The organism is Brevibacillus sp. HD3.3A (assembly GCF_013284375.2).
In the GTDB taxonomy this organism is placed as follows: Bacteria; Bacillota; Bacilli; order Brevibacillales; family Brevibacillaceae; genus Brevibacillus; species Brevibacillus parabrevis.
The window spans coordinates 333,241-355,937 of record NZ_CP085874.1 but is presented as its reverse complement, the minus strand read 5'-3'; the positions used below and the strand labels follow the sequence as shown (position 1 = coordinate 355,937).

The following is a 22,697-nucleotide window of genomic DNA, read 5'->3' as shown; positions in this document are numbered from 1 at the left end:
GCAGCCAATCAACGGCGCGCTTTTTCCCGTTTTCCGCTGATGGCAGTAAGAATCGCCGCCCCCAACACCATCACTCCGCCGATCCACGGCGTATGAATCAAGCCCAGCGAATCTACGACGATTCCCCCTACAAAAGCTCCGATGGCGATTCCGAGATTGAACGCAGCAATATTGATCGCAGACGCCACATCCACCGCGCCGGGAACGTATTTTTCCGCGAGCTGCACCACGTATACTTGCAGCCCTGGCACATTCATGAACGCCAGCAAGCCCATCAACATAATCGTAATCGTGCCTGCCACCTTGAACGGCGCGGTAAACGTAAGAATGAGCAAAATGACTGCCTGAACCACAAACATGAAGAACAACGCTCGCAGCGGATTTTTGTCGGCTGCCCTCCCTCCGACTGTGTTACCGATGGCAATAGCGATGCCGTACACAAGCAAAATCAGACTGACGACATTGGCATGATAGCCTGTGATCTCTTCCAAAAGCGGCGTCAAAAACGTAAAGGTGACAAACGTTCCGCCGTAACCGAGTGCCGTAATGGCGAAGGCCAGCAACAATCGGCTATTTGTGATAATTTTCACTTGGTCTTTCAGCGAGGCAAGCTTGCCTGTTTTCAACTGGCTGGGAACGAGTATCGCGGTCGCCACCAAAGCAATCAGGCCAAGGATGGCTACGCCCCAAAACGTCGCTCTCCAGCCAAACATTTGACCAATAAACGTTCCCAAAGGCACACCTGTAACCGTGGCGACCGTCAATCCGGTAAACATCGTCGCGATCGCACTTGCCCGTTTATTTTCAGGCACCAGGTCTGCCGCAATGGTCGAGCCAATGGAAAAGAAGACACCATGGGAAAAGGCCGTGATGAAACGGGCAATGAGCAGCAAAGCAAAGCTTGATGACAGCGCAGCGACGCTGTTTCCGACGATGAAGACCACCATTAGCAAAAGCAGCAGCGTCTTGCGCGGGATTCGGCTGGTCAGCGCGGTAATGATCGGCGCTCCCACAGCCACGCCCAGCGCGTAGCCGGAAATCAAAAGTCCGGCGAGCGTGATCGTTACATGCAAATCTTGCGCGACAGTAGACAACAGACCGACAATGACAAACTCCGTCGTTCCAATGCCAAATGCACTGATTGCGAGAGCAAGTAAAGCGAGCGTGGAGTTTTTCGCACCTTTTTCATGCTGCTCTCGGTTGATAGCTGTGCTCATGATGAAAACATCCTCCTGTTATTTTACTTGCCAGTCATTCGGCAGGGCCCTTGCGCATCATGATTGGCGAATATGTTGTGTTGCTGATTGCCATTATCGAGCATGCGAGCTTTTAGCGGAAGTACGTACTTTTTAGTAGCATAGGCACAAAAAAGTGCCTTAGGCGCGCCGGATAAATCTGTTCAAGCCTGCCTGGCCCGCGTTCCCTTTGCACAAAAAAACGTCTCTCGGCCCTTTATAACTGGCCGGTGAGACGCTCTGACGACAGCTGGCTTAAAAATCGTTTGGTTCGTTCATGACTTGGCGCAGAAAAAAGCCGAGCTGGCGGGCCTTCTTCAATGATCCTGCCATCGTGCATGACGACGACTCGGTCTGCCACTTCGCGGGCAAAGCCCATCTCGTGCGTCACCACGATCATCGTCATACAGCAAAATAAAAGATGATCAGTCAAAAGGTGATCATGTGGATTGTAAGTAGCAAAAAGCTAATGAAATTTTAGCACTAAAAACAGGAAAAAATGAGTGAGCATAAGCGTAGTCAAATTAATAGAATTAATTTAGCAAATAGCATTGACATACAAAATAAAAAATGTAAAATTTTTCATAAAAAGTTATCTACTTACACTTCGGGACAAAAAGGTAAGTTTTTCGCAATTTCCATCCTGTTTATATCATTACAATTTTAATTTAGGAGGACTTTATGAAAAAGTTACTGAGCGCTTTTGCTATCTTTGCATTAATATCCAGCCCATTAAGTATCGTGAATGCTGAATCAGAGTACAACAATGAGGAAATTCAAAAAGTTGCCTTAGCAAGTGGGAAAAGCGAACAAGAGGTAATCAAATTGCTGAACCAGAGACAAGAACGACTCAAACAGACAAGGGAGAACTGGTCGAAAATCATCCAAAAACAACGTGAAGAATTTAAGGACGAAGTAGACAAACAGAAAGCCAACCTAGGGAAAAAGAATGAAAAGGTTGAGATGATCCGTATTATTACGTCAATCGATCCTAAATTTGAGAAACAGAACTTCTCTTACAATGAAGAATCTGGGGAACTTCAGTTGGAAACGACATCTGGAACCGGGCAGATTGGCACTTATGGCGATATACTGATTACACTTGATTCTGGATCAGAAAGTTCAGGTACGTTTTACGGAGGTCATGCTGCTATTGTATCTGAGGATAGCAACTCCTGGACTATAGAGTCGTTCGCAAAAGGGTGGAGTCCGCAAGCGCCGAAAATTGACGGCGTTTATTGGCACATAAATGACTGGGCAAATCGATACGATACTGTGGCAGGATATCACGTAAAAAAAGCTTCTTTATCCGACTACACTGACGCTGCACTATACGCTGAGGACAACTTGTACAAACCTTACAACTTTAATTACTTCGACAAATGGGACACTACATCTTTCTACTGCTCACAAATAGTCTGGCGTGCATGGTATAACCAAGGCTTTAACCTAGATTCTGATGGCGGAGATGAAGTATGGCCAGAAGATATTGCTAATTCTTCGAAGGTTATCCCATTCTACAGTGCTGGTATCTAAAAGCACAAGAAAGGTAGGAAAATCCCGTATTTTCCTACCTTTCTGTCTATATTAAAAAGGAGAGTCTATGAGAAGTAAATATTTACGTTTTAAATTTTTTCTGTTAGTTTTTGGAGTTACAGGTGTTTTAAGTATAATAATGTTAAGCACCGGACAACTTTCATATAAGATTAATAAAAATGCAGAAAATTACATAATACTTCGCACTTCATTTATAGAGAACAAAAGTAAATTAGAGATATATTCTGAAGACAAAAAAATAAATGAAGAGAGTATTGACCAAGGAGCATTAAATAGTCTTATTAAGCATAAGAATGATTTTTATATTTCTTCTAGATATAAAGGCGATTACTATATTCTTTCTAAAAATGGGCGGTTAATTAAGAAAAGAATTGAGTCAGGAAAAGGAATTACAAATACATTCTATAACAATGATAAAATTACATTTATCACCAACTGGGGGCAAAAAAAAGAGAAGGGAATTATTTCTTACACGAGTGGAATATATTTACTTAACGCTAAAAGTGAACCTGTCGAATTTGTTCTAAATAATGGATTTTTCACAAGCGGAACCTTTTTTAATAATCATATATATGTATTAACATTTGACCCAACAGTTAAAGAAGAGCAAATATTAAAAGTAAATTTCAATGGTGAAATAGTAAAAAAATTTGTACTTGGCAGATCTCCCCGATTTGAGTTCAGATCCATTACCACAAGTAACGATTTGATATATATGTATTCTAATGATGGAAAATTGCTATTTATAGATACAGCAGATAATCTTCAAGAGATACCCCTTACAAACGGAACTGGTAAAGTATTTAAAATATTTCCTGCTTACCAAGGAATACATGTGCTGTTCTATAATGGAGTTTTTATTCAGATAAAACAAAATAAGGTCAATAGTGTCTTGAAATTGCAAAATGAATCAAATGAGCATTTAATTAGTATCCAATCCAAAATTAAAGGCAAAGTATTACACGTTCTATATACATTTGATAAAGCATATTACGGAAAATCCTATAAATATGAAGGACTTATTCGGCAATATAGCATCGATGATGGCTCTGTATTAGCTAATTTTTATCTTGAGAAACTAGATAATCTAAGATTAGTTGACTTCGATATAACCAATAATTAGATAGTTCAAAAAAGTAATTTGTTGTTTAACAATTCGCTTCAAAGGAAGTGGAATTATGGAATTTTTAATATTTATTGGTTCTTATTTAATTGCATTTCATATACTTTCTATAATTATCACTGGGTGTTTACGTTTTTTTTTACCAAAGATTCATTTTCTTGTCCTTTTATTCACTAATGCGATGCTAGGGATTCTGTTCCTAAAATATTTTGCATTGACTTGGTCAATTTCATTTCTATTTATTAATTTGCTTACTGCATCTATTGGAATGGGAATCGCGAGCTTGCTTAGAAAATTAATTCATAATTTCAGGGAGGACTGAGGAGATCAACATACGTAATTTACTATTGAGCCTATACAATGCTCTTCCAGATTAACGTGTCAAAAAATTACGTAATGGGGCTGCTATTTTCTTCGTTACTTGGCAGTTTGTTGAACCAAGAGCATGCTCTATATTGGGCAACATATATACTTCATTCAGTTATGAGCCACAACCTGTCGTGATGTTGAAAGTTGTGGCTCCTTCCTTTTTTGCTCCCAACTGCTGTTACAAACCTTAAACGTGAACGCTGTCTCTACTTCACTTCCTCTATCTCTCACCTGAACGCTAACCTTCAAAATTCCCCCACAGATGGCTTCGTTTGTATTCTTCAATCACTTTCCTGCTTCATCCTATCGTCTCCACATATATATTCTTCAACAGGACTGTCGACTTCCCTATAGTTACTTTATATTTTCAAACTTTCAAAAATCATCAGTGAGCTTCTCTCTTTAAGTCCCCCATGAATTCGGACACACTTAGTTGGGAAAGAATGCTGACCAGTATTAATATGATTTGCGCAAGCTTCCTCTACAACTACTTCTCCCCTTTTCGCTCGTACAGCTCCCACAAGAGTTTTCCTGCTTTCGATTTCATTTGCCGTAAATCACCTGTCTTCCGTATTTCAGAGCAAATACAATATCGTATTACAGTTCAATGTGCATGCTAAGCTAAACTACTTTTGTCCATCCGTTGGTTTCCTTAATTCATGTAAGCAGTTGGCAGACCAGTTCTCAGTGCATCATTGATTTAACAGGTTTCATTTCCGCTCTTATCTTTATTTTGCGAATGAGCATTATAAAAACTCTAAGAAAAAGTGTCGTTCTACACACTCTCATCCCAGCTCCAATTTTCTCATAGTCGCATCCAACGGCAACATTCCTACCAAACACGCCTTTACCCATGCTTCACAGCTGCTTCCTCCGCGCGCGAGATGGCGCGAATATGCGCCGAGCGCAACGAACGATAACCCAATCCCGCGATCAGCATGGCCAAAACTCCCGCCACAATCGCCACCATGAAGCCTGCGTGGGAACCGAACCCGTCGATCACCCAGCCCGCTGCCGCAGAACCGAACGCCACGCCAATCCCCAAGCCTGTAATAGCCCATGTCATGCCTTCTGTCACCATCGATCGCGGGACAATTTTTTCCACCAGCCCCATCGTCACAATCATCGTTGGCGCCACTGACAGGCCAGCGAAGAACACGACGATGGCGAGGGAGAAGAGGTTGCTCACCAAAAACAGCGGCAGCATCATGACCATGCACAGCGCGACTGCCTGTAAAAATTGTCGGTGCAAAGGCGCTTTCAGACTGAGCGTACCGTACACAAGCCCAGCCAGGCACGAGCCGACTGCGTATATCGATAGCACGATGCTCGCAGCGACTTTGTTGCCCTGTTCCTCGGCAAAAGCTACCGTGACGACATCCACCGCGCCAAAAATGACACCCATGGCTGCGAGCGTAAACACCAGTGCCTGCAAGGAGCCGAGCTTGATGACGCTCCCTTTTTCCTCAGGATCAATAGGGCGCACTTTTGGCTCTGTACCCTTTTGCAGCGTAAACAGCACCACTCCTGTCAGCAAGAAAAGGCAAGACAACAGCGGCCCCGCTTCGGGAAAGACTGCCACACTCAAGCTTACGGAAACGATCGGTCCGACAATAAAGCAAATCTCATCCACCACCGATTCGAAAGAAAACGCGGTGTGCAGCTTGGGGGAGCCGCCCAAAATCGCAGCCCAGCGAGCGCGCACCATCGCTGCCATGTTCGGCATTCCCCCGGCGAACAGCGCTGCCAAAAACAGCGTCCAGTCCGGCGCCCCGAGCCTTGTGCATAAAAGCAAAATAGCAGCAGCGGTTACGCTGATCCCCGCAGCAGGCAGCAGCACGCGGGATTGCCCCAGCCTGTCAGCCAGCCGCGAGATATGGGGAGCCAAGAGCGCAGATGCCAAGGCAAACGTCGCTGCCACAGCACCTGCCAGCCAATACTCGCCTCGCAGTTGAGACAGCATGGTAACGATTCCGATCCCCATCATGGAAATCGGCATTCTGGCAATAAAGCCAGCCGCAGAAAACCCCTTCGTTCCAGGAGTTTGAAATATCTCACGGTATGAGCGAAACATGGTGCACCTCCGTAAATGTAGGATGACTTGTCACGACCGTCCTTTCAAGTTGACATACGTCCCGTATGCCAATATCATAAAAACATACGCGACGTATGTCAATCCATACCAATCAAACAGGAGGAGTCCCATGACCCGCAAGACACGCCAAGAAATGCTAACAGAAACCCGCGCCAAGCTGGTAAGTGCAGCCAGACAAGCCTTTGGCACAATCGGATATGCGGACACATCCATGGACGATCTCACAGCCTCTGTCGGACTTACCCGCGGAGCGCTTTACCATCATTTCGGAGACAAAAAAGGTCTGCTCGCAGAAGTGGTCAAGCAAATCGACGCAGAAATGGACGAAAAGCTCGCCACCATCTCCACAGAAGCGGAAAATGCATGGGAAGGCTTTGTCTGCCGTTGCCGCGCTTATCTCGCCATGGCGCTTGAGCCGGAGATTCAGCGCATTGTCCTGCGGGACGCACCTTCCATCCTGGGCAATGCCTACTGGCAATCCTCCCAGTCCCAATGCCTGGCGACGATGGCGGAAACGCTCCGCCAGTTGATGGAAGATGGCATGATTGTCAAAACAGACCACGAAGCGCTTGCCCGGCTGTTGAACGGCGGCCTGGCTGATACTGCCTTTTGGCTCGCCAACTCCGACGCGCCGGAAGCGGATTTGTCCAAAGCGCTGCAAAGCCTCACCGCTTTATTGAACGGTCTGTTGCTGACAAAAGAGCCGCTGAAATAAATCGGCTTTTCCCCAATAAAAAAAGCCGAGAGATCGCAGGAGCAATTCCTTCCTGTCCATCTCTCGGCTTCCTTCATCTTGGCAGCTCGTTATCCATCGGCGACTTGCGAATCATCGCCACGCTTGATTCCCTGACAATGAGCCTCGGTTCAAACTGTACCCGCTCATATGCACCGGAACCGTTTTCGCGAATCCGTTTCAAAAGCAGCTCGGTAGCAAGCCGTGCCACTTCCTCCCCCATGATGGACACAGAGCTGATCTGCGGAGTCGTGATCGTCGTCCAGACGTTGTTGTCGATCCCCACGATCGCCACATCTTCCGGAACGCGAACGCCCAGCTCTTTGAAGCGATTCACGATCCCAATCGCCACCATGTCGTTGACCGCGTAGATGGCGTCCGGCATGTTTTTCAGGCTGAAAAAATAGTCAGCGGCCCGGCGGCCAGTCTCAAAGGAGAAGTCCTCGCCGAAATACACCAGCGAAGGATCGACGTGACTGAGCGATCCTTCGTACGCAAAGTAGCGTTCCTCGATCTTGTCTTTAGGCGCCCCGGCGTAAGCAATCCGCGTCCGCCCGATTTTGATCAGATGCTCCATGACAAGCCGCCCCTCCTGGCGAGCCATGCTGACGACGTCGGCCTTCACGTTTTCTTCAAGCCTTTTCCCGTAGTTGATAATCGAAACCGGGACGCTCGCCTTGTTGATCAGCGGAACAAGCGTTTTCGGGTAGGCGAGCGGCATGATGATCAGCCCGTCCACATGCAGCTTTTTCACCTCGCGGACAGTCTCCAGCTCGGTCCGCGCATTGCCTGACGTGTTGATTTGCACGACGCGATAGCCGTGCTGCTTCGCCGCTTGCTCCACAGACCAGGCAATGTCCGGGATAATCGCGTTGCGAATGTCCGGCACAGCCAGCGCGATCTGATACGTCTGGCGTACTTTCAGGCTCTGCGCAGAAGTGTTCGGGGTAAATCCGAGTTCCTCAATCACCTGCAGAACCAGCGCTTTCGTCTTCGGGCTGATCCCTTCGCTGTCATTGATCGCTCGCGACACAGTAGCAATTCCTACCCCTGCTTTTTTCGCCACGTCTTCAATCGTCACTTTATGATTGGTATCCAATGCAATGCTTTCCTTTCCTGCTTGGAATCGTTTTCTGCTTTCTTACGAATCTGCCGCTTTTATTATCGTTATTATATCACACGCGGCTCTGGCGGTAATGCAAACGCCACGCCCGGTCAGAGCCTTCACGCATGCAACAACGGATATTTTCAGCCAAACCAAAAACATTCGCTAGATTTCCCACTCAACAATCAGTCGCACGATTTTCACTCGATATTACAGTTTGACAATATGTCAAAGTTATGACATATTATTTTTCGGAAACGTTTCCTGTTTTAATTACTGATTCCGATCATCATATATTTTATCCACCTACAAGGAGCTGACCATTTATGAAAGCGTTACGCTGGCATGGTTTAAAGGACCTCCGTCTGGAAACAATCGAACAGCCTGAACCTCGCAAAGGACAGGTAAAAATCAGAGTGGAATGGTGCGGCATTTGCGGAAGCGACCTGCATGAATACGTAGCTGGACCAATCTTCATCCCGGAAGGAACCGCTCACCCGCTCACTGGCGAAAAAGCGCCAATTGTCATGGGACATGAATTTTCCGGACAAGTTGTCGAGATCGGTGAAGGCGTACAAAATATCAAGGTTGGCGACCGCGTCGTTGTTGAACCTGTTTTCGCGTGCGGCACTTGCGCGGCTTGCAACCAGGGCAAATACAACCTGTGCAGCAAAATGGGCTTCCTCGGCCTCGCTGGCGGCGGTGGCGGCTTCTCGGAATACGTTGCTTGCGACGAACACATGGTTCACAAAATCCCGGACAGCCTCTCCTATGAGCAAGGCGCACTGGTCGAGCCATCTGCTGTAGCTCTTTACGCTGTGCGTTCCAGCCAACTGAAAGCAGGAGACAAAGCAGTCGTCTTCGGTGCCGGACCAATCGGATTGCTCGTGATCGAAGCGTTGAAAGCGGCAGGCGCAGCAGAAATTTACGCTGTCGAGCTGTCTCCTGAGCGCAAAAGCAAGGCAGCAGAGCTGGGCGCAATCGTCCTCGACCCACAAGAATACGACGTGGTTCAGGAAATTCACAACCGCACCAACGGCGGGGCTGACATTGCCTTCGAAGTAACAGGCGTGCCACCAGTTCTCACCCAAGCGATCGAGTCTACGAAAATCGCCGGACAAATCATGATCGTCAGCATCTTCGAACGCGAAGCGTCGATCAAGCCGAACAACATCGTCATGAAAGAACGCTCCATGACTGGCATCATCGGCTACCGCGACGTATTCCCGGCCGTAATCAGCCTGATGGAAAAAGGCTTCTTCCCGGCGGACAAGCTCGTTACCCAACGCATCAAGCTGGACGAAATCGTCGATCACGGCTTCGAAGCGCTCCTGAAAGAGAAAAATCAGGTGAAAATCCTCGTCAGTCCAAAAGCGTAATCGAAAACGATTCCAATATGATAAATCCCTCTCACAAAACAAAGAGCGGACAGGCTGGCTACACTCCGGCCTTCCGCTCCTTTTTCTTTTCTACGCCGCCTCCGCCTCTGTCAGCGCTTTGCGCCGCTCATAGGCAAACAAGGTCATAGCCACTCCCAGCAAAGCGCACAGCATATACATGAACGAATACGAAGACAAATCCGCGACTGGCCCCATGATAATTCCGCCGAGCGAAACACCGAGATCGGCTGTGGCGATAAACAAACCGATCAGGACATTGCGGCTTGCCTGCGGCAAAACAAAGGTCAAATACGTGGTCAATGTCGGATAGAGCAGCGCCTGCGCGATTCCCATCAACACAGCCCCTACGTAAAAGAAGACAAACCCGCCCGCAGCGGACAAGCTCACACTCTGTGCCGCGACAGCGAGGATGAGCATCACCCCCATAATAAAAGAAGCGCGCCATTTGCCATCGGAAGGAATTTTTTTTCGCAAAACAAATCGCGCCAAAACGACCGTTCCCGCCTGTAGCATCAGGAAAACTCCCGCATGACCGCCGGCAATTTGCAGCGCGTACAACGGAATAAAAGCAGTCACCGCCCCGAATACAAGCGAGGATGTCAGCATCAGCACACTGCATGCGAGCAAGTGCGGATTTTTGAAAAATGGGCCGAACGCCGAAAAGGTTTCCGCTTTTCCATTCGCATTCGCCTGTCCTTGCCCGCCAGCCCCGGCTTGCCCATCGCTTGGATCGTCGATTTTGGCGGTGAACCCGACCACACCCGTCAAAATCGCAATCGCGATCATCGTGACGGCAAAGCTGCCCATCTCCCCGGGCTGCCAGATGCCCAAAGCCAAAAGCGGCCCGACGATCCCTGGCAAATACGCGCACAACGAGTACATCGATATCCCTTGGGAGCGTTCTTTTTCGGGCAGGGCATCAATAATGCCGAGCTGCAAAGCCATGGAGAAAAAGGCCGTGCACACCCCTTGCAGCATGCGAGCGACAAAATACCCTTCCAGTCCGGTAAACGTGTACAGGATCAACGCCGCCCCGTTCAGGATCAAAATCGTGCGGAGCACCTTGATCGGCCCGCGCTTTTGAATAATGTGACCAGCCCACGGGCGCAGCAGCATTGTCGTAAACAAATACGCCCCCATGACTATCCCGATGGTCGTATTGGAAGCCCCCAGCGATGAGCCTTGCAGCGGAATGATCACATTCAGTATGGAGTTGGCGCTAAAATAGAACAAAGTCAAAAGATACAACCGCAAAAAAGGCCAGGCCAACGCTCCCTTCACAACAGCTCTCCCTCCTTGTCTGTCGTCGTTACATTACAGCATGACCATGCGCAACAGCTTTCTGGCATAGGCAGACTGTACGTCTTTCAGTTGCTCGACCGCGACCGTCTCTACCACTCGTCCGCGATGTACGATCATCACCCGGTCGCATAAATAAGCCGCCGCCTGCAAATCGTGCGTAATAAACAGGTAACTCATGCGGTATGTCTGCCCGAGCTGCTTCAACAATTGCAGCACCTGCATTTGCACGGAACCGTCCAACGAACTGATCGCTTCGTCCAAGACGATGCACGTGGGATTTGTCGCGACAGCCCTTGCGATGCACACTCGCTGCACTTCGCCCCCGGACAGCTCATGCGGATGCTTTTGGCGATAGGAGCGATCAAGCCCGACCTGATCCAGCAAAAAGTCGAGCTTGTCACTTGCCTCCTGCCCTCCCATCCCGATCAGGCGCAACGACTCCATAATCGCCGCTTCGACGGTATAAAACGGATTGATCGAAGAAGTGTAATCCTGGAACACAGCGCTGATTTTCCCGGCTCGGCCCCTGCGCTTCGTCACGCTCTCTCCCTCGAACAAAATGCTTCCGCGATCCGGCTGCTCAATCCCCAGCACGAGCCGTCCCAGCGTCGACTTCCCGCTTCCGCTCTCCCCGATGATCCCCAGACATTCTCCGTAATCGCAGGCAAAATGGATATCCGCCAGCACTTGCTCTCTTTCTCTGGAAAAAAGACCTGCTTTTTTATACGCTTTCGCTACCCCTTCAACCTTCAGCAACGTCCACGCCTCCCATCACCTGGCTGAATCGCTGGCTGAGCGCAAGCTTGTTGGACACAAGATAACGCGTATACTCATGCCGCGCCTTGGAAAAGATCTGGTGCGCCGCTCCGCTCTCGACCACTGCCCCTTCCTTCATGACCAGCACCTCATCCGCGATCTTTTTGACGACACCCAAGTCGTGCGAGACGAAGATCATCGCGCAGCCCGTGTTCTGACGCAAAGCCATGAGCTGCTCTACCACTTCAAAGGCCGAGACGGCGTCGAGAGCGGTCGTCGGCTCATCGGCGATGATGAGATCAGGCGCCAGCACAAGCGCCAGAGCAATCATGATCCGTTGCAGCATCCCTCCGGATAACTGGTGGGGATACTTGTTCATGATCTCCCGCGGATTTCTCAGCATGACGCTCTCCATGGCCGCTGTCAGCCTGGTCGTTATCTCGTCACGCCCCCAGTCAAAGTGAGTAGCAATCGTCTCAAGCAGATGCACCCCGACCACGCATGAAGGGTCAAAGGCACGCATTCCATTTTGCACAATCAGGCAAATCTGTTTCCCGCGCTTTTGGCGCATCTCTTTTTCCGAGAGAGCCAGCAAGTTCTCCCCTTTGAACCGGATTTCTCCTGACTGACGAAGCCCGCTGTCGTTCAAGCGCATAATCGCCTTGCAGGTCAGCGACTTCCCGCTCCCGCTTTCCCCGACAATCGCCAGACAACTCCCGGCTTTTACCTGAAAAGAACTGCCAGCGACCAGGCATTGATTCGTGCCGCTGTCCCAAATTTGCAAATCCGCTACTTCCAGTACAGCCATGTGCAATCACCTCCCGCTCTTTCCACTGATTCCGGTATCCAGGGCGGAAACGAGCGCTTGCGGCTTTTGCCTGCTCCGCCCAAGCTTCGGGTCCAGGGCTGTCTGAAGCGCGTCCGCCAAAAAGTTGACCGCGCAAACCGTCAGGACGATCGCCAAACCAGGGGCAAGCATCAGCTCCGGGCGGGAAAACATGACTTCCCGCGCTTCGCTCAGCATCATGCCCCACTCGGCATTCGGAGCCTGGATTCCCAGCCCCAGAAACGAGAATCCGGATATTTGCAAGATCATCGACCCCAAGGAACTGCTGGCAATCACGGCGATGTCGGGAGTCGCCACCAAAGCGATATGCCTCGTCATGATTTGCCAGTCGCTGATCCCGATCGCTTTGGCAAACCGGACATAATCCGCCTCTGCGTACTGTCTCACAGAGGTGCGAATCACCCTGGCAAACCAGGGCCATTTGGAGAGGACAAACGCAATCAAAATATTTTCCAGGCCCACTCCCATAATCCCGATGATGGCCAAAGTCATCACATACCCGGGAAAAGACAGCATGACATCGCACAACCGCATCAAAACGGCGTCCAGCCGCCCGCGGAAATATCCGGCCACAAAACCGACGATTCCCCCGATGCCCACAGACAACACGAGCGCTGCGAGCACCCACAGCAAGCTGGGACGGATGCCGTAGATCAGCCGGGACAAGACGCATCGCCCCAACTGATCATTGCCAAGCGGATACTCCCACGAAGCCGGAGCAAAGCGCATATCCATATGCACAGCTTTTGGATCATGGGGAGCCAGAAACGGGGCAAAAATCCCGGCTGCCGCAATCAACACGAGAAAAGTGAACGATGCCATGGCGACTTTGTCGTGAAGCGCATTTTTCAGCCATTTCATGCTACAACTCTTCCCTCAGCTTTGGATTCAACGCCGCTTGAAGCACATCTGAAACCGTGTTGAACAAAATAAAAGCGACTGCCAGCACAAGCACGTACGCCTGAATGAGCGGAAAATCCCGGCTCATGATCGCTTTGACGCTCAACGTTCCCAGCCCCGGCCAGGCAAAGACGTTTTCCACCACAACAGTGCCTCCTAAAATGACAGGGATCGCCATGCAAAATACGGCGGTAGTCACCTGCAACGAATTTCTTATGACATGCAGCATGATTTTTCGCTCCGGCAGCCCGCACGCCCGGCTGTAACGTACATACTCTTCATGCAAGTTGCCAAGCACCGCGCTCCTGACCATGCGAAAATAAATGCCTGCGTAGCCAATCGTGGTCACAGCGCCAGGCAGCAAGTAGCTTTTGTACGAATCCATGCCGCTCGTCGGCAGCCAGTCGAGCTTGACTGCGAAGTACCAGACCAATATCGCCGCCAGCAAGTAGGGTGGAAGCGAAGCCAGCAAAAAGGATACGGCTCTGACCGCTTGATCTGTCCGCTTGCTTGCTTGCAGGGCGCATATAACCCCGAGGGCGACAGACAGCACGAGAATGGCGGCAACTGAAACCAAAGTCAGCTTGAGCGTATTGACAAAAGCCGGACCGAGCAGCGACCAGACCGATTTGCCCGTGACGTACGAATAGCCGAAATCAAGCTGCAAGCAGCTCAAGAGCCAATCCAGATAGCGCACGATAAACGGCTTGTCCATGCCAAGCTCCGCTTTGGTCTGCGCCACCAGCTCCGGAGTGATCTGCGGTACGCCTTGCGCTTGCAGCACCACCTCTGCCGGGTCGAGCGGCGAGAATTGCATCTGGCAAAAGGTGCAAAACGACACAAGGACAAGCAGCGGAATCGAAATCAGCAGCCTTTTTAGCAAATAACGCCCCATCTCTATCCTCACTTCGTTGCAAACGACATGCGTTCAAACGGCAACTCGTATTGGGTCTGTTTAAAGGAAATGCCTTGCAAAGCTTTGGGAGCGACAATCGTGACGCTGCCGTTCGTCAGTGGAATGAACACCGCTTCCTCATGCACGATATTCAAAATGTCGCGGTAAAGAGACTTGCGTGCTTGCTCCTCTGTCGACACCATGACGTCGTTGATTTTTTTATACAGCTCATCCGCCTGCGCAATGCCGCTTGTCGTATAGTAGTAGGACGACTTAGAAGTAAAAGCCGCGATCGTGCTTTGCGGATCGTAAGCCAGTCCCCATGTTTGGTTGAAAAGCAAATCGTAGTCGCCGCTGGATCTGCGGCTGGCAATGGAAGAGGACTCCTCTCCGATCAAGTCGAGCTGAATCCCGATCCCCTTCAACTGATCCTGCATCCATTCCGCTTCCATTTTTTGCGCAGAGGAGTTCACATCGTAGTAGAGCTTCATCGCCAGCACCGCTCCGTTTTTCTTGCGCACACCGCCTGCCTGCTCCGCGAGCCACCCTGCCTCCTCCAACAGTTGCTTGGCTTTTTCGGGAGCATACTCGCGCTGCTTCAACTCGACATTGGCATAGTTGACGTTGGAAGAAAAGAGAGTGTCGGCTGGCGGCTCCGTTCCCGCAAAAATTTGTTTGCTGATCAGCTCTCTGTCCATCGCGTACCAGAGCGCTTCACGGACAGCGCGGTCGTGGACGGGACTCTCCTTCTTGCTGCTGTTTGCTGCCAAAAAGTTCGTGTTCATCGGCTGGCTGCGGACAATCTGGTATTTTCCCGACTGTTCCAACTGGTTCATCGCCTCTACGTCGAGATTGTTCGCCCCCCGGTCATCGGTAAAGGCAAAATTGACCTCGCCTTTTTGCAGCGCCAAATACGTTGTTTCCCCCGCCGGAAGCACCTTCGCCGTAATTTTTTTGATAGCTGGCGCACCGCCCCAGTATTGTTCATTCGCTTCGAAGACGGCGGACTGTTCCGCTTTATGCTCGACCAGCCTGTATGGCCCGGTACCGCTGTAACCGTTCAGCCCGTCTTTCGTTTCACCCTCGATAAAATTTTTCGGGGAGACAAACACATACGGGCGCGTCATCGACAACTCCACTAGAGTCGGATAATAAGGCTCGGTCAACACCAACTCGACAGTATGCTCGTCCACCACGTTGCAGCTTGCGATCTTCGTCGACAGCTTGATCCAGGAATGCTTGGCGGCATTGTGCTGGACCGCCTCGATATTTTTCTTTACAGCGTCTGCGTTGAAGGGCGCTCCGTCGTGAAACGTCACATTTTTTCGCAGATGAAACGTGTAAACCTTGCCGTCTCCAGAAATCTCCCAAGATTCAGCCAACAGCGGTTTGATTCCCTCTTCGGTATTTTCCACCAGCGACTCATACAGCATGCCCTGCGCGAACATGGAGCCTGTGTACAGATGAGGGTTCATATCTTTTATATCTTTGGATACAGCCATGACAAGTTCCCGGGCTTGCTTCTCCGGTTCGCTCGGCGCTGCGTTTTCATTTCCGCATCCCGCCAATACCAGCAGCGAAACGATTGCTCCCCATAGCCATCCTGCTTGTGCTTTTTTCATGCTCGATCCTCCTGCGTTTCCTGTTCATTTTGTCTGTCTAGTGATGCACCTTTCCCAGCTCGCGGCAAACCAGCTGCACGTCGCTCTCGAAGCTTTGCACGCGAAACGCCTCTGATAGTGACTCGCCTGCAAGCGCGGCAGCGGCTTCCTCCAGTTTCTTTTCATACGTAGCGATAAGCTTGTCCATCGTCGGGCAAAGAGCGCCCACATACGCGGCAATTCCGCGAATCATTTTGATCCGGTAGTAATCCTCTTTCGGCATGCGCGGCATATCCCAGCTGCCTTCGCTGTTGACGAACATCGTGCGGATCGGAACGGCGGAAAAGTCGAAATACCTGCCGTTTTGATCCGGTTCGGAGTACGGATCGACCAGCAAAGACGTATAGCGGATATACAGCAAATACGCTTGACGGATCGGTTCAAAAAACGGGAAGTTCTCAATGTCACGGCGCGATAGGCTCTCCAGACGCACCGGGTAATTGTCGTCGGTCATAAACTGCAAAAGGTTGACGCCTTTCATGCCGAGCTTTTCTACCACATTCGTGATTTCCTGCCACAGCCCGAGCATATCGAAAATGACGTGCTGCGTGATCGGGCCTTCCGGAAACATTTTGTACACGTACTTCGGCACCTTTTCCTCTCCGAAAATGACGCGCAGCGAAAACTCGTTCATGAATAAAGGCGGGTGCACGTACAGCGATATATTTCGCGTCTCGGCCTCAAGCGGGGAATCCTTGGCTTCCAGTGCAATTCCCATGCGCTCGTACAGCTCGCGCAGCCTTTTGACAGAAGCAGAGAGCAGATTGGTAGAGCCGATGAAGACTTTTTTCTTCACTCCTGTCGTCACGACTTCATGCGACGGATCGCCATTCAACCAGCGTGTGTCGCCGAGATACGTGGAAAAGCTGATCACTTCCGCGTCCGATTGCCGCTCCTGCAAATATTGCCGGACCAGGCCGCCGGAGCCGAATGTCGGCGAAATCAGGACAACTCTTCGCACCTGTTGCCATACCGACTCATCCAGTTGCTGCAACACTTCTATGTACGCATCGGCCGTGACAGACAAAACAATCGTGTCCCACTCGCCATAAACCGTCTGATACCCGCAAAACAAGTGATCGAGGACGCATTCCCCAGCCAGTCTGCGGTGCTGCTCATTTTGTACATGGACAATCAGGCGCTGGCCGCTTTCTTTGACTGCCGAAAAGAACGACGCAGAGCGCACCGATTTTCGCCCGACCATTCCCACCTGGCAGTTCCACTCGTTTTTCAGCAAAACAGCCAATTGAACCGCTACCGGACCCGTTCCCAGCAGCAACACTCGTTGCAAGACGTTCATACACAACCTCCCTATTGGATGACTGCTGCTTTGCGATACAAAGCGATGTCAAAAACATGCTCAGGACGCAAGACGGTTTCGACCAGCCTCCACTTTTGCTCGTCGACCGCTTCCATCGGATAGTTGAACAGCGACTTCAAGTGATCGCCATACCGCATGGCGACGACCACGTCTTCCTTTGTCAGCGCGTGTAGCTGATCGAGAATCTCGTATTTATTCGAGACAGTCGAACTGAAGATGATATGGGTCGCCTCCTTCGTCACAGGAAGCTGCTCGACATACGATCTCTCCAGTTGAATCGGCAGCCCCGGTCCAAGCCTATCGACTACCTTTTGCCCGAGCTGGATAGCCTCCTCGTCTATATCGATCCCGACGACGGGCGCTCCAGTGCGCTTCGCAATCAATAAAGGCGTCATCGGATAGGAACCTGAGCCGACCAGCAGCACTTTGGAATTTGCCCCTACCTGAAAGCTCCCAAATTCCTCCTCGATGCACGATTCGATATTTTTGAAGTAGTCCGCTCCTTCTGCTTGCCCGCCAAGCAGCTTCAACGCCCGGTATTTTTCCATGATCGCCACGCAACGCGACGCCACCTGCCTCACATCCGCTACCAGCCCTTGAAATGGTTCCGGCTCGTTTTGCACCAGCCATTCCCAGGCTTCCTTGTTGCTTTCTGCCGTCACAAAAGCAGAGTATTCATCGATCACAGCGGCAAGCTCGAAGCTGTGCTGGATCGTACCGTCATACACCTTCGCCAATTCGGAAAATCTTTGGCAAAAATCCCGGACACACTCCTGAAACAGTTCTGGTTTGATCACTCCACTCCCACCTTCACCCTCTTCAATTGTTGCTCCCTATTTCGATATACGCTTTGCCTTGTGCGACAATGCCGACAGACCCGCCAATTTGCAAACGAACGACTTCCTGCCCTCGCCAGGTGGCATCCACATGGATGGTCCCTCCCGGCTGTCTGATCTCAACAGACGTATCTTTTTGCTGCTTCCAGGCGAGATAGGCACCGACCGAAGCGGTTCCCGATCCGCAGCCGCGCTCCCAAACCAAGCTGTCCAGCTCGGGAACGTAAATGAGCGGCGCAAGCTCGTTTCTGACAGGCTGATACAACAAAATCCCGACCATGCTCCACTCCGACACCGAGCCAAGAAGCTTCGCCAGCGACTCTGCCCTTTTCCGCAAATCCTCGCAAATGACTTCGGCTTCAATCACGACGTGCAAAAAGTCCGGGTATCTGACCATCGCCAGGTTCCATTCGCTGCCCTCGTACGAAATCGTGCGCTGCTCCAAACGCTGCGGCACTGGCATATCAAGCTGGCAGTAGTATTCATCCGCGAGGCGGTTGACCCGGCAATTCACAAGCCCTTCCGCTCCAGATACCCCTAACCGGACTTCTGTCCGCTCATTGGGGCCAAGACCGTTCTCCCAGGCGAGCCAAGCAGCCAGAGCCATGCACGCATTTCCGCAAAATTCACCTCCCGCCATTTGCAAATGAGCACGCGCTCCATCCTGCTGCGCCTGTTCAATAAAGCCGACTTGCTCTGCATGTACGCTGTCGTAGGACATCAGCCTGGACGCAATGCGCGAATACTGCTCCGTCAGATGCTTCGTTTTCACCAGAATCGTCATGTTTTGCGTGGGATTGAACTTGATAAAATCGACTTCTTGCCTCATGATCCCCACCCTTTACACATATGATTAACGTAAGCATCTTGGGTTGTTTAAATGAAAAACGTAATCATTACGTTTTAATACCGATAACTATATGGTACAATTCTGGTGATTGTCAATGTGTTCCAAATATATTTTTTTGTCGCCATGCTCCGGAGTACCGATATCGAGACAATGGTCAGGAAATCAATCTGTACCCTAGACGGAGGAATGAGAGAGCAATATTTCAAATGTCCCCCTGTGATATAACTAACATGACTTTTCAAACAGGGAGATGAGGACATGAGCAAGTTGAATGGAAAAATCGCTTTGGTAACGGGAGCAAGTCGCGGTATTGGCCGCGGCATCGCACTGCGTCTCGCACAAGATGGCGCGTTGGTCGCCGTACATTATGGCCGCAGACAAAAGGAAGCCGAGGAAGTCGTGCAGGAGATCGAGAAAAACGGCGGTGCGGCCTTTGCCGTCGGTGCCGACTTGCGCACGCTCGCGGGTATTCACGACTTGTTTGCCGCTTTGGATGATGCCTTGATCGCTCGCACCGGAGAGCGTCAGTTTGATATTTTGGTGAACAACGCGGGGATCGGTCAGATTTTGTCTCTGGAAGAAGCGACAGAAGAATCGTTCGATGAAGTCATGAGCATCAATGTAAAAGGTCCGTTTTTTGTCATCCAGCAAGCCTTGTCTCGTCTGAAAGATGGCGGGCGGATCATCAATCTGTCGTCGTTTGTGACGCGCGTAGCTTCGCCAACGGTTTTTGCCTACAGCGTGTCCAAAGGAGCGATGGATACCCTCACGCTCGCGCTGGCAAAACAGCTTGGCAGCCGCCACATCACGGTAAACGCCATTCAACCGGGCATCATCAATACCGAAATGAATGCTGGCACCCTGCAAAACAATCCAGACGGACAAAAATACGCCGCAAGCCTGTCCATTTTCAACAGATGGGGCGAGCCGGAAGACGTGGCAGATATCGCTTCCTTCCTCGCCTCGCCTGACAGTCGGTGGGTAACCGGACAATTGCTTGACGCCAGTGGCGGATCGCGGTTGTAAGGACACTCGACGCAAAAAAGGGCTGTCTCCCAAGTCGATTTTCCGACTGCGAGACGCCCTTTTTTCACAATGCTCCGACTGTTCCGGGCGATTGCTGCGGCTGCCAGGCTGCCGCTTGCCTAAACTTGCCCATTCGCTCCAGCGCCCGCTGCAAATCGTCACGCGAGCTTGCATGGGAGCAGCGAATAAAGCCCTCTCCGCCTGCTCCGAACACACGTCCCGGTACGACTGCCACCTTACCTTCCCCACTCCTGTTTCCGCTCATGCACGGAGCTGGCAATCATTCGATCCAGCAGCTGCGTATAGGTCATGCCTGCTGCCGCTGCGCTTTTTGGAAACAGACTGTTGGCGGTCATGCCCGGCAGCGTATTCACTTCCAGCACATACGGTGTATCCTGATACAAAATCATGTCGATCCTGGCGTACACTTTGCATTGCATCAACTGATAGCTGGTCAGTGCCGCATGATGTACGCGCTGCTCCACAACAGCGGGAAGCTGAATCACCTTTTCCTCCGCGCCGCCGACCTCGTATTTTGCCTGGTAGTCAAACCACTCCGAATGGGCGGAGCGAATCCCGATAATCGGCAAAACCTCGCCATCCAAGATCGCAACGGTCAGCTCTGTCCCTTTTATATACGGCTCAATCAAAATCGTCTCGCCCAAGCTGCAAGCTCCCTGGACAGCCGCCAACAGCTCCTGCTCGTTTTGCACAAGCTGGACACCGATGCTCGATCCGCCCGTATTCGGCTTCACAATAACCGGGTAACCTAGCTGCGCCACCATCTGCGGGTCATAATCGTTCATTCCTTGCCAGCAAAGACCCGCAGGCGTGTGCACGCCCGCTGCTTTGAGCAGCATTTTGCTCAGTTGTTTATTCATGCACAGACTGCTAGCCAAGACCCCGCTGCCTGTATAGGGAATGCCCAGCGTCTCCAGCGCGCCCTGCACCGTGCCGTCCTCCCCATACTCGCCGTGCAACGCCAACAGAGCGACATCAATTCCTGCCTGCTGAACTTGCCTGATTAAATCCGGCCGCTGATCGATCACGATGGGAACAACCTCGTAGCGACTGCGATCCAACTGTTTGATCATCTCTTGGCCTGTTTGCAGAGAAACCTGACGCTCCGAGGAAACCCCGCCCATAATGACACCAATTTTCATCGTGACACCTCTCCTTTATCGTTATCCTTGCAAAAATTTGCGCGTCTGCTCGCCGATTATGCGAATGCCCCGTTCGATATTTTCATCCGTTACCCGTGAAAAGCCTAACCGCAATGTATGCACGCCTTCGCCTTCCGCAATGAAAAACTTGTCTCCCGGCGTAAAAATAACGCCTTGCTCCGTGCAAGCTGCCAGCAGTTGACGGGTATTAACGCCTGGCGGGAAAGCAAGAAACAAGTGCAGGCCCCCGTCTCCAGACAGCTGCGCTTCCGGAAGGTGCGCTTCACAGCATGCTTTTGTCAGCTCGTATTTGCGCTTGTATTCCGTCCGCGCTTTTTTGACGTACTTATCAAAATTTCCGTTCAGCAAATATTGGTACAAGATCGCTTGATCGATGGTGGATGTATGAATCGTGCGTGCGCGCTTGATGCTTTCCAGCGTGTCGATCAGCGCTCTGTCTCCAAGCACCCAGCCTACTCGCAGGCCAGGGAACAGCACCTTGGAAAAGCTGCCGATGTAGATGACCCCGTTCCCTTTTCCCACTGTGGCAATCAAGGGCGACACATGCGCTCCCGAGTAGCGCAGCTCCTCATTGAACCCATCCTCGATCACCGGAACTTGATAGCGGCTCATGACATTCATGACGGCGCTGCGCTTGGCTGGCGACATGACGATGCCAGTCGGATTGTGATAGGAAGGAATCAGGTAGGCCAAATCGAAGCGATTGGCTTTTAGCACTGCCTCCAGCCGCTCCGCATCGATGCCGTCACGTTCCAGCGGAATGCCAGTTATCTCGAATCCGTGCAGCTTCAAGTTTTTGATCGCCGTATGGTGGGTCGGATTTTCACAAATGGCCGCACCGCGACGCCCGGAAGGCCGCAAAGCGGACAGCACCATGTCAAAGCCTTCTGTAAACCCGTTTGTGATCAACATGTCCTTGCCGCTTATATCCACGCCTTTGTTTTCCATATAGCGCATCAAGTATTCCATCAGCGGCTTGTAGCCTTTGGCATAGCCGTAGTTGAGCAGCACCTGCCCCTCGATCGCCATGCGATCCATAAACGCCCGCTTTACATCCCCCAGATCGAACAAATGCTCATCCGGCGCAATGCTCGTAAACGAGATCGTTCCTTTTTGGGCGCGTATGCCCTGCTTCATCATGTCCAGCTCTACAGCCGATACCGCATACTCGTTCATTTTCGCCTTCCAATCGACTTGCCAGCTGGCGGGGCCTTCCGTTCCTCCACTATCTCTGGCTGACTGGTCCACTATAGCAGCCACGTAGCTGCCCTTGCCGGGGATTGCATACGCAAAGCCGTCATCCGCCAAGCCTTCATAGGCGGCGATCACTGTATTGCGGCTCACTTTCAAAAGACCGCTCATCTCTCGCGTGGACGGCAGCTTCTGATCCGCTTGCAGCGCCCCTTTTATCATCAAACGTTTAAGGTATTCTTTTACTTGGATCACGACCGGCCGGTCATCGACGAGCTTGAAATCCTGGAACATCCTTCATCGCCCCCATC

At 50.9% G+C, this 22,697-nt stretch carries 19 protein-coding genes and 2 pseudogenes; 5 read left to right on the top strand and 16 right to left on the bottom strand.

What is annotated here, in order from left to right; genetic code table 11:
- Positions 1-8: 8 nt before the first annotated feature.
- On the bottom strand, positions 9-1,217 hold the full coding sequence (locus HP435_RS02030) for an MFS transporter (protein ID WP_173597910.1): 1,209 nt from the start codon (positions 1,215-1,217) through the stop codon (positions 9-11).
- Between the two features lie 235 nt (positions 1,218-1,452).
- A pseudogene (locus HP435_RS02025) lies at positions 1,453-1,641 on the bottom strand (hypothetical protein); the annotation flags it as partial.
- Between the two features lie 275 nt (positions 1,642-1,916).
- Here HP435_RS02025 and HP435_RS02020 point away from each other — a divergent pair.
- Both HP435_RS02020 and HP435_RS02015 read left to right on the top strand, forming a co-directional pair.
- Positions 1,917-2,771, top strand: coding sequence for a YiiX/YebB-like N1pC/P60 family cysteine hydrolase (locus HP435_RS02020; RefSeq protein WP_122962176.1), 855 nt, complete (start codon positions 1,917-1,919; stop codon positions 2,769-2,771).
- Positions 2,772-2,838: 67 nt separating this feature from the next.
- Positions 2,839-3,915, top strand: coding sequence for a hypothetical protein (locus HP435_RS02015; protein ID WP_122962175.1), 1,077 nt, complete (start codon positions 2,839-2,841; stop codon positions 3,913-3,915).
- Between the two features lie 1,216 nt (positions 3,916-5,131).
- Here the strand turns inward: HP435_RS02015 and HP435_RS02010 are convergent.
- On the bottom strand, positions 5,132-6,358 hold the full coding sequence (locus HP435_RS02010; RefSeq protein ID WP_122962173.1) for an MFS transporter: 1,227 nt from the start codon (positions 6,356-6,358) through the stop codon (positions 5,132-5,134).
- Between the two features lie 130 nt (positions 6,359-6,488).
- Here HP435_RS02010 and HP435_RS02005 point away from each other — a divergent pair, with 130 nt between their 5' ends.
- A complete protein-coding gene (locus HP435_RS02005; RefSeq protein ID WP_122962172.1) occupies positions 6,489-7,094 on the top strand; it encodes a TetR/AcrR family transcriptional regulator in 606 nt (201 codons plus the stop codon).
- Between the two features lie 73 nt (positions 7,095-7,167).
- On the opposite strand, the gene HP435_RS02000 is transcribed toward HP435_RS02005, so the two are convergent.
- Positions 7,168-8,211 (bottom strand): LacI family DNA-binding transcriptional regulator, encoded by a 1,044-nt coding sequence (locus HP435_RS02000; RefSeq protein WP_122962171.1) that lies wholly within the window; start codon positions 8,209-8,211, stop codon positions 7,168-7,170.
- A gap of 332 nt (positions 8,212-8,543) precedes the next feature.
- Here HP435_RS02000 and HP435_RS01995 point away from each other — a divergent pair, with 332 nt between their 5' ends.
- Complete coding sequence (locus HP435_RS01995; RefSeq protein WP_063229073.1) at positions 8,544-9,596, top strand: 2,3-butanediol dehydrogenase; 1,053 nt, start codon at positions 8,544-8,546, stop codon at positions 9,594-9,596.
- A 90-nt stretch (positions 9,597-9,686) separates the two neighbouring features.
- On the opposite strand, the gene HP435_RS01990 is transcribed toward HP435_RS01995, so the two are convergent.
- From HP435_RS01990 to HP435_RS01950, 9 genes are read right to left on the bottom strand one after another with little or no spacing between them, the layout of a single operon-like run.
- Complete coding sequence (locus HP435_RS01990; protein WP_173599704.1) at positions 9,687-10,898, bottom strand: staphylopine family metallophore export MFS transporter CntE; 1,212 nt, start codon at positions 10,896-10,898, stop codon at positions 9,687-9,689.
- Between the two features lie 33 nt (positions 10,899-10,931).
- On the bottom strand, positions 10,932-11,675 hold the full coding sequence (locus HP435_RS01985) for an ABC transporter ATP-binding protein (protein WP_173599703.1): 744 nt from the start codon (positions 11,673-11,675) through the stop codon (positions 10,932-10,934).
- Positions 11,662-12,483 carry a staphylopine uptake ABC transporter ATP-binding protein CntD gene (locus tag HP435_RS01980; protein ID WP_122962168.1) on the bottom strand — a complete coding sequence of 274 codons (822 nt, stop codon included), beginning with the start codon at positions 12,481-12,483 and terminating at the stop codon, positions 11,662-11,664. Before HP435_RS01980 ends, HP435_RS01985 begins: the two co-directional genes overlap by 14 nt.
- 6 nt (positions 12,484-12,489) lie before the next feature.
- Entirely contained in the window at positions 12,490-13,383 is an 894-nt protein-coding gene (opp1C, locus tag HP435_RS01975) for a staphylopine uptake ABC transporter permease subunit CntC (RefSeq protein ID WP_122962167.1), read from the bottom strand.
- A gap of 1 nt (position 13,384) precedes the next feature.
- The gene (gene opp1B / locus HP435_RS01970; protein ID WP_173599702.1) at positions 13,385-14,317 is read right to left on the bottom strand and encodes a nickel/cobalt ABC transporter permease; all 933 of its coding nucleotides are present in this window, start codon (positions 14,315-14,317) and stop codon (positions 13,385-13,387) included.
- An 8-nt stretch (positions 14,318-14,325) separates the two neighbouring features.
- Positions 14,326-15,939, bottom strand: coding sequence for a staphylopine-dependent metal ABC transporter substrate-binding lipoprotein (nikA, locus tag HP435_RS01965; RefSeq protein ID WP_173599701.1), 1,614 nt, complete (start codon positions 15,937-15,939; stop codon positions 14,326-14,328).
- Between the two features lie 37 nt (positions 15,940-15,976).
- The gene (locus tag HP435_RS01960; RefSeq protein ID WP_173599700.1) at positions 15,977-17,278 is read right to left on the bottom strand and encodes an opine metallophore biosynthesis dehydrogenase; all 1,302 of its coding nucleotides are present in this window, start codon (positions 17,276-17,278) and stop codon (positions 15,977-15,979) included.
- Between the two features lie 11 nt (positions 17,279-17,289).
- Positions 17,290-18,096 carry a methyltransferase domain-containing protein gene (locus HP435_RS01955; protein WP_173597902.1) on the bottom strand — a complete coding sequence of 269 codons (807 nt, stop codon included), beginning with the start codon at positions 18,094-18,096 and terminating at the stop codon, positions 17,290-17,292.
- Positions 18,097-18,118: 22 nt separating this feature from the next.
- Positions 18,119-18,964, bottom strand: coding sequence for a histidine racemase CntK family protein (locus tag HP435_RS01950; RefSeq protein ID WP_173597901.1), 846 nt, complete (start codon positions 18,962-18,964; stop codon positions 18,119-18,121).
- A 279-nt stretch (positions 18,965-19,243) separates the two neighbouring features.
- Here HP435_RS01950 and HP435_RS01945 point away from each other — a divergent pair, with 279 nt between their 5' ends.
- The gene (locus HP435_RS01945) at positions 19,244-20,011 is read left to right on the top strand and encodes an SDR family oxidoreductase (protein WP_122962161.1); all 768 of its coding nucleotides are present in this window, start codon (positions 19,244-19,246) and stop codon (positions 20,009-20,011) included.
- A 64-nt stretch (positions 20,012-20,075) separates the two neighbouring features.
- Here the strand turns inward: HP435_RS01945 and HP435_RS01940 are convergent.
- From HP435_RS01940 to HP435_RS01930, 3 genes and pseudogenes are all read right to left on the bottom strand, one after another.
- Positions 20,076-20,255 (bottom strand): annotated as a pseudogene (locus HP435_RS01940) (hypothetical protein); the annotation flags it as partial.
- Complete coding sequence (locus HP435_RS01935; RefSeq protein ID WP_122962160.1) at positions 20,248-21,174, bottom strand: D-alanine--D-alanine ligase; 927 nt, start codon at positions 21,172-21,174, stop codon at positions 20,248-20,250. The pseudogene HP435_RS01940 and the gene HP435_RS01935, both read right to left, overlap by 8 nt.
- Before the next feature lie 21 nt (positions 21,175-21,195).
- The gene (locus HP435_RS01930) at positions 21,196-22,680 is read right to left on the bottom strand and encodes an aminotransferase-like domain-containing protein (protein WP_173599699.1); all 1,485 of its coding nucleotides are present in this window, start codon (positions 22,678-22,680) and stop codon (positions 21,196-21,198) included.
- Between the last annotated feature and the right edge of the window lie 17 nt (positions 22,681-22,697).

Bases quoted from the DNA above. Each gene is read 5' to 3' on its own strand.
- HP435_RS01930 (WP_173599699.1), bottom strand. From the start codon at position 22,680: ATGTTCCAGGATTTCAAGCTCGTCGATGACCGGCCGGTCGTGATCCAA.
- HP435_RS01950 (WP_173597901.1), bottom strand. From the start codon at position 18,964: ATGAGGCAAGAAGTCGATTTTATCAAGTTCAATCCCACGCAAAACATG.
- HP435_RS02010 (WP_122962173.1), bottom strand. From the start codon at position 6,358: ATGTTTCGCTCATACCGTGAGATATTTCAAACTCCTGGAACGAAGGGG.
- HP435_RS01995 (WP_063229073.1), top strand. From the start codon at position 8,544: ATGAAAGCGTTACGCTGGCATGGTTTAAAGGACCTCCGTCTGGAAACA.
- HP435_RS02005 (WP_122962172.1), top strand. From the start codon at position 6,489: ATGACCCGCAAGACACGCCAAGAAATGCTAACAGAAACCCGCGCCAAG.
- HP435_RS01935 (WP_122962160.1), bottom strand. From the start codon at position 21,174: ATGAAAATTGGTGTCATTATGGGCGGGGTTTCCTCGGAGCGTCAGGTT.
- opp1B (WP_173599702.1), bottom strand. From the start codon at position 14,317: ATGGGGCGTTATTTGCTAAAAAGGCTGCTGATTTCGATTCCGCTGCTT.
- HP435_RS02015 (WP_122962175.1), top strand. From the start codon at position 2,839: ATGAGAAGTAAATATTTACGTTTTAAATTTTTTCTGTTAGTTTTTGGA.
- HP435_RS02020 (WP_122962176.1), top strand. From the start codon at position 1,917: ATGAAAAAGTTACTGAGCGCTTTTGCTATCTTTGCATTAATATCCAGC.
- opp1C (WP_122962167.1), bottom strand. From the start codon at position 13,383: ATGAAATGGCTGAAAAATGCGCTTCACGACAAAGTCGCCATGGCATCG.
- HP435_RS01980 (WP_122962168.1), bottom strand. From the start codon at position 12,483: ATGGCTGTACTGGAAGTAGCGGATTTGCAAATTTGGGACAGCGGCACG.
- HP435_RS02030 (WP_173597910.1), bottom strand. From the start codon at position 1,217: ATGAGCACAGCTATCAACCGAGAGCAGCATGAAAAAGGTGCGAAAAAC.
- nikA (WP_173599701.1), bottom strand. From the start codon at position 15,939: ATGAAAAAAGCACAAGCAGGATGGCTATGGGGAGCAATCGTTTCGCTG.
- HP435_RS01960 (WP_173599700.1), bottom strand. From the start codon at position 17,278: ATGAACGTCTTGCAACGAGTGTTGCTGCTGGGAACGGGTCCGGTAGCG.
- HP435_RS01945 (WP_122962161.1), top strand. From the start codon at position 19,244: ATGAGCAAGTTGAATGGAAAAATCGCTTTGGTAACGGGAGCAAGTCGC.